Source organism: Lutibacter sp. (assembly GCF_021647475.1).
In the GTDB taxonomy this organism is placed as follows: domain Bacteria; phylum Bacteroidota; class Bacteroidia; order Flavobacteriales; family Flavobacteriaceae; genus Lutibacter.
In genome coordinates this window covers 1-6,836 of the sequence record NZ_JAKIUR010000089.1, presented here as the reverse complement: position 1 = coordinate 6,836, position 6,836 = coordinate 1, and the positions used below count along the sequence as shown (strand labels likewise).

Sequence of the window (6,836 nt, the reverse complement as noted above, 5' to 3'; positions counted from 1 at the left end):
TGTTATAGTTTCTCAAAAGAATTTCCTAAATTCTTGCAAATCTAGTTTCTTACTCATTTTTACGCTGTCAATTTCAATATTTTCAATGAACTTCTTTTCCTCTTTTTGCTCCGTATCTCTCAAAGCGGGTGCAAATGTAAAACCTTTCTATTTAATCACCAAATATTATTTGACGTTTTTTTAAAGTTTTTTTTTGCTGCATTTTTAGAACTTTTTGCTAAACCATTTCCTTGTTAGCGGTGGCAAATGTAATACTTTTTATGTTCCTCAAACAAGCTTTTTTAAACCTTTTTTTTAAATTTTTTAAATATCAAAATAATACACTGTTTTTTAAATAGTTAGTGAATTATAAAAATTACATTGGGGTAAGTTTTCAAATTTGGGACAATTAATTTAGGTTATTTTTTTGAAATATGCAATACAAAAAATCTCAAATTAATGCTTTTTTAAAGGTGGTTTTGGAGCATTCATCCATTTTTTACTTAATTCAAGATAATTAAAATTAAGTTTTGAAGGTTGTTCTTCTAATACTCCATTTATAAAAGCACGTTGCAAAATATCTTCAATTAAGAAATCTTCCTTATTATTTACCGGATCATAGATATCTTTTAATGATAGTTTAAATATATTTGCGGTTGTATTATACCAAAATGCCTTCCAGCCACTTCGTAAATTTTTTACTAAATGAAAAGCTGTATCTCCCGTTTGACGATCTATTAATTTAATAAGTATTCTACCTTCCATTCTTGTAAGCTTTTTTAATTGGATGGTAAATTCACCTTCCATATATTTTTGAATAAGTTTAGTGTACTTTCTTTTTTGTCGTTTTGATTTAATTTTGGATAATCTTTCATTTAAAATAGTTAAACGCTCAGTTCCTAATTTAGCATAAGGATACGCTTTGAGTACTTTTTTTCGAAACCAAAAATAATAACGTCTATCATAATTTGTTTTAAAATTAAGTTTTTTTAGTAATTGAACCTCATGTAATTTAATTAATAAAGTATCGCCTTTAAAAATGATGTATTTTTGATTTAAAGGAATGGAGTCCGTTTTTGGTTCTTCTTGTGAAAAAACAACATTTGTTACTAAAACCACTAAAAAGGGTAGTATGTATTTACTTTTAAAAATCAATTTATTGTACCTATATATATAAGGTAGCAAAGTTACATATATTTTAATTTTATAAATAACTATTTTATAGTTTAAAAAATGATTACTTCGTTGTGTAAAACTGGTTATATATTGCATAATTGCTATAAAAAAGGGAAAGCGTGGTTTCTTTAAGGAAAAGATTGCTTCACTGCATTCGCAATGACGAGTTGATTTTGTCATTGCGAGGTTTTGGAAAAACCGTAGCAATCTTTGTTATTTTGAGTTGAATTCATGAGATAGCCACGTTGCTATTGCTCCTCGCTATGACGGATTGTATCAAGTGAAAGATTACTTTAATTATATACTTTGACAAGCTCAGTATAACAAACTTTTAATTAGACTAAATGGAAAATAATAACCTAACCCATTTTAAAAATGGGTTAGGTTAGACATTGCATAATTGCTATAAAAAAGGGAAAGCGTGGTTTCTATGCAAAAATTGCCACAGTTGTGCCTCCTTTGCTAGGATGAGTTAGATTCTAAGGAAAAAATTGCTTCACTACGTTTGCAATGACGAATTAATTCTGTCATTACAAGGTTTTGAAAAAACCGTGGCAATCTGTTCAATTAAATCTATTTACAATGAGATAACCATGCCTCAGAAAAATGAGGCTAGTTATGACGTTTTTGTGAATACAACGTGGCAATCTCTATTGTTTTGAGTTGAATTCATGAGATAGCCACGTTGCTATCGCTCCTCGCTATGACGGATTGTATCAAGTGAAAAATTACTTCATCACTAAGCTCAATATGACAAATGTTTAACCGTGTTAGTGATAGTAGTGGCATCCTTTTTTTTGATTTCACAAAAAAAAGATATAACGGATAGCACGACCTACAAGGGAACACCCAAATAAATATTTTTGTAATGTATAAAACATCCGTATTTTTGGTGCAAATTAAATATACCATGAACAAATCAAAATCGATACTTAACAAAAAATCAATTTCTTTTTTAGAGAAATACCTAAATAATGCTGCTCCTACTGGCTATGAACAAGAAGGTCAAAAAATTTGGATGAATTACCTTAAGCCTTATGTTGATACTTTTATAACGGATAGTTACGGCACTGCGGTTGGGGTTATAAATCCGGATGCTAAGTTTAAAGTAGTTATTGAAGGTCACGCAGATGAAATTTCGTGGTATGTGAATTATATTACGCCTGAAGGAATTATTTACGTGATTAGAAATGGTGGTAGCGACCACTTAATTGCTCCATCAAAAATCGTAAATATTCATACTAAAAAAGGCATTGTTAAAGGTGTTTTTGGATGGCCAGCAATTCATACAAGATTAAAAGGAAAGGAAGAAACTCCTAAATTAGAAAATATTTTTATTGATTGTGGTTGTAAAACTAAAGAAGAAGTTGAAAAATTAGGAGTTCATGTGGGTTGTGTAATTACGTATCCTGATGAATTTTTTATTTTGAATAAAACTAATTTTGTTTGTAGAGCTTTAGATAATAGAATGGGTGGATTTATGATTGCTGAAGTTGCTCGTTTATTAAAAGAAAATAAGGTAAAATTACCTTTTGGCTTATATATTACCAACTCGGTACAAGAAGAAATTGGATTGCGTGGTGCCGAAATGATTACCCAAACCATTAAACCAAATATTGCAATTGTTACTGATGTTTGCCACGATACTAGCACACCAATGATTGATAAAAAGAAAGAAGGTGAAACAAAAAGTGGCGATGGACCTGTAATTAGTTATGCACCTGCGGTACAAAATAAATTAAGAGAATTAATAGTTAAAACGGCGGAAACTAAAAAAATACCTTTCCAACGTTTAGCATCATCTAGAGCTACCGGAACAGACACGGATGCTTTTGCTTATAGCAATGGCGGTGTACCTTCTGCATTAATTTCATTGGCATTGCGTTATATGCATACCACGGTTGAAATGGTTCATAAAGATGATGTTGAAAATGTGATTAAACTTATTTATGAATCCTTATTAAAAATTAAAGGAAACGAAACTTTTAGCTATTTTGATTAATGAAAATAGTAAAATCCCTTTTAGGTATAACTAGGCTTTTATTATTTGCCTTAATGACTTCCACCATTTTTGGCTGGTTGTTATTTACTAATTTGTTTATTAAATTTGATGATAAAAAATTAAAAAGAGGCATACTTTACAGACGATTTATTATTAGAAATTTACTAGTTATATTAGGAAGTAGCATAATTACCTATGGTAAAGTCCCCACTGAATCGGGTTTAATAATTTCAAATCATAGAAGTTATTTTGATCCTATTGTAATATTACAAAATATTTTAGCCTATCCTATTGCTAAAATTGAAGTTGCTTCATGGCCTTTAATTGGAGCTGTTTGTAAAACTACTGGAGTTGTTTTTGTAAATCGAGAAGAAAAAATAAGTAGACAAAACACATTGAAGAAAACACAAGCTATTTTAAAAAATGGATTTTCAATTTTAAACACTCCTGAAGGAACCACACATATTGAGCCAACTACCATTGCTTTTAAACCTGGTGCTTTTAAACTAGCAGCACAACTTAAAGTACCTGTTATACCCATTGCCATTGATTATAAATATTTAAGCGATGCTTGGATTGGCGATGATACTTTTTTACCTCATTTTATTCGTTGCTTTGGCAAATGGAGAACGGAAGTTAAAATAAGCTACTTAGCTCCTATTTACGGAGATAATCCTGAAGAATTAATTAAAAAATCTAAAGAAGTTATTGATAAGGAATTAATTAGGTTTAGAAAAGATTGGAATAAAATTAGCTAAAAACATTATAACCTCATTAATGTAAAAATTTTAATGAGGTTTTTTTATACCTTATAATTTAAATTCCATAAATCCTCATCAGCAAATATCTCAACATTTTTTTGTAAATTTATTAATTAGAACTTATTAACAATTCTTTATGAAAAATACAATTGCCGAACGCATTTATGATTTTTTAAAAAATTTTCCTCCTTTTGATATTTTAGAAAAAGATCAACTACTATTAATTTCATCAAACATAAAGGTTACCTATTTTGAAAAAGAAAAATTTATTTTTGAACAAGACCAAAATCCACATGAAAACTTTTACGTAGTTAAAGATGGTGCTATTGGTTTATATAGAGCTATGGATAACGAGCAAATATTAGTAGATATTTGTGATGAAGGAGATATTTTTGGATTAAGAGCCTTAATACAAGGAGATAATTATTTATTAAATGCTAAAGCAAACGAAGAATCTATTTTATACGCAATTCCTATTCAATTACTAAAAGAAATTATTAAAACAAATGACAAAGCAAACAAATTTTTAATCGCTAGTTTTTCTACAAATATTAGATCTCCATATGCAAAAAACAATAATGGACATCTTTTTGCGAATGAAGAAATGTTACAATTAAATCAATCAGATTTAGCAGATATTCAAACTATAAAATACAGCAAACATCCTATAACCTGCTCAAAAAATACTAGTGTTAAAAATGCTGCAGATATTATGTGTGATAAAAGAGTAGGTTCAATATTAATAGTTGAAAACAAAAATCCAATTGGAATTATTACGGATAAAGATTTACGATTAAAAATTGCAACAGGACTATTTTCAATTCAAAACAAAGTGGCTGATGTTATGTCTTCTCCAGTTATAACTTCTCATGAAAAAATAACCACAACCGAAGCTCAAATTGCCATGCTAAGGCATAAAATAACCCATTTATGTATTACCAAAGATGGCACTCCAAATACAGAATTAATTGGAGTTTTATCTGAGCATGACATCGTTGTTTTACATGGCAACAATCCTTCCGTTTTAATAAAAGAATTAAAACGAGCAAAAAATATAAATACACTTCGATATATTAAAAATAAATCTTACGAGTTACTAAAAGGATATATAGAGCAAAAAGTTCCTTTAATTTTTATATTAAACGTTATTTCAGAAATTAATGATGCCTTAACTGTTAAAGCTATCGCATTTTCTTTAACCGAAATGAAATCAGATCCACCTGTAAAATTTAGCTGGCTAGCTTTAGGTAGCCAAGGCAGACACGAACAATTATTAATTACAGACCAAGATAATGCACTAGTTTTTGAAAATGTAAATGAGGAAGATTACTCTAAAACAAAAGCTTATTTTTTAAAACTCGCAAAAAAAATAAATGATAAACTTCACTTTATTGGATATGAATATTGTCCTGCCGATATGATGGCTAAAAATCCAAAATGGTGTTTATCCTTAGATGAATGGGAAAATCAATTTAATACTTGGATTACAAAACCTACAGAAAAAGCAGTAATGATGTGTACTATATTTTTTGATTATACCCTTGTTTATGGCGATACAAATTTAGTGCAAAAAATATCTGAAAGCATATTTAAATCTATCACTAATTATGAAATATTTCTAAATTTTTTAGGAAGAAATGCCATGGAAAATCCACCGCCACTCGGTTTTTTTAGACAATTTTTGGTTGAACAAAATGGGGAGAATAAAGATCAGTTCGATTTAAAAAGTAGAGCATTAATGCCATTAATTGATGCTGCTAGGCTACTTACTTTATCTCATCATATAAAAGATGTAAATAACACTATTGCAAGGTTTCAAAAACTAATAGAAGTTGAGCCACAAAACAAAAATGTATATTTATCATGTATTGATTCCTTTAAAATATTACTTCGTTATAGAACAACACAAGGAATTAAACATAACGATAATGGTAGATATTTAGACTTAAATAATTTAAATAAATCTGAAAAATTAAAATTAAAAGGTTGTTTTTCAACTATAAAAAACATACAAGAGTTAGTGAAAATTCGTTATAACTTAGCCCAAATGATGTAATGATTTCACTATTTAAACATAATAATTATCCAAACTTTTGGAAAGAATATCTAACCCAATTCAAACAAAAACAATCAAAAAACATTGAAAATACACGGTTTGTTATTTTTGATACAGAAACCACAGGGTTAAATACTAAAATCAATAGGATTTTATCTATTGGTGCTGTTTCTGTTTTTGATAATACTATTGATATTTCAAAAACATTTGAAATTTATGTAAAACAAAACAATTTTAGTGCTGAAACAGTAAAAATTCATGGTATTTTAAAAGAAGGAAAATTAAATAAAATAGAGGAATCAAACGCTATTGAGAAATTTATAACCTTTATTGGAAATGCAGTATTAGTTGCCCATCATGCAGCTTTTGATATTGAAATGATAAATATGGCTTTAAAACGAATGAATATTCCTAAATTAAAAAATAAATTTATTGATACTGGAATATTATATAAAAAACTAGAAGGCAAAAAAGACAAACATTTTAATTTAGATGTATTATCCGATGAATTTAAAATACCAAAACACGACAGACATACCGCCTCTGGCGATGCTTTTATAACGGCACTATTATTTTTAAAGATTATATCAAAATTAAAACAACAACGTAATTTACATTATTCTGATTTGTTTAGAGCTTCAAATCGAAAAGGGTTGCTATAAAAAGAAGCTGTCAAAAAAGTCTTGACTCGTCATTCTGAATTTATTTCAGAATCTCATCATATGAATAATCAATTTGAGTTAGTCATTTAGTTACCGTATATTTATCTCTTTAAACAAAGAGATATGGAACAATTTAAAGGGCAAGATATACTAAACTTTATAAAAGAACTACCAAATGATGATGTTTGTAAAGCCTATTT

Annotated in this window: 5 protein-coding genes; 4 read left to right on the top strand and 1 reads right to left on the bottom strand. The window is 28.4% G+C overall.

The genetic code is table 11. The annotated features are described in order from the left end of the window. Positions 1–435: 435 nt before the first annotated feature. Positions 436–1,335 carry a DUF4294 domain-containing protein gene (locus L3J60_RS13160; RefSeq protein WP_291976025.1) on the bottom strand — a complete coding sequence of 300 codons (900 nt, stop codon included), beginning with the start codon at positions 1,333–1,335 and terminating at the stop codon, positions 436–438. Positions 1,336–2,065: 730 nt separating this feature from the next. On the opposite strand from L3J60_RS13160, the gene L3J60_RS13155 reads away from it, so the two are divergent. From L3J60_RS13155 to L3J60_RS13140, 4 genes are all read left to right on the top strand, one after another. Beyond that, positions 2,066–3,157, top strand: a complete 1,092-nt coding sequence (locus L3J60_RS13155; RefSeq protein WP_291976026.1) for a M42 family metallopeptidase — start codon at positions 2,066–2,068, stop codon at positions 3,155–3,157. After that, positions 3,157–3,915 (top strand): lysophospholipid acyltransferase family protein, encoded by a 759-nt coding sequence (locus L3J60_RS13150; RefSeq protein ID WP_291976024.1) that lies wholly within the window; start codon positions 3,157–3,159, stop codon positions 3,913–3,915. The genes L3J60_RS13155 and L3J60_RS13150 overlap by 1 nt, the downstream gene beginning before the upstream one ends. Positions 3,916–4,054: 139 nt before the next feature. After that, positions 4,055–5,974, top strand: coding sequence for a DUF294 nucleotidyltransferase-like domain-containing protein (locus L3J60_RS13145; protein WP_291976023.1), 1,920 nt, complete (start codon positions 4,055–4,057; stop codon positions 5,972–5,974). Beyond that, positions 5,974–6,636 (top strand): 3'-5' exonuclease, encoded by a 663-nt coding sequence (locus L3J60_RS13140; RefSeq protein WP_291976022.1) that lies wholly within the window; start codon positions 5,974–5,976, stop codon positions 6,634–6,636. The genes L3J60_RS13145 and L3J60_RS13140 overlap by 1 nt, the downstream gene beginning before the upstream one ends. Positions 6,637–6,836 lie beyond the last annotated feature (200 nt).

What these genes read in the sequence shown, in the direction of transcription:
- L3J60_RS13160 (WP_291976025.1), bottom strand. Translation starts at nt 1,335, where the DNA reads ATGACAAAATCAACTCGTCATTGCGAATGCAGTGAAGCAATCTTTTCC.
- L3J60_RS13155 (WP_291976026.1), top strand. Translation starts at nt 2,066, where the DNA reads ATGAACAAATCAAAATCGATACTTAACAAAAAATCAATTTCTTTTTTA.
- L3J60_RS13150 (WP_291976024.1), top strand. Translation starts at nt 3,157, where the DNA reads ATGAAAATAGTAAAATCCCTTTTAGGTATAACTAGGCTTTTATTATTT.
- L3J60_RS13145 (WP_291976023.1), top strand. Translation starts at nt 4,055, where the DNA reads ATGAAAAATACAATTGCCGAACGCATTTATGATTTTTTAAAAAATTTT.
- L3J60_RS13140 (WP_291976022.1), top strand. Translation starts at nt 5,974, where the DNA reads ATGATTTCACTATTTAAACATAATAATTATCCAAACTTTTGGAAAGAA.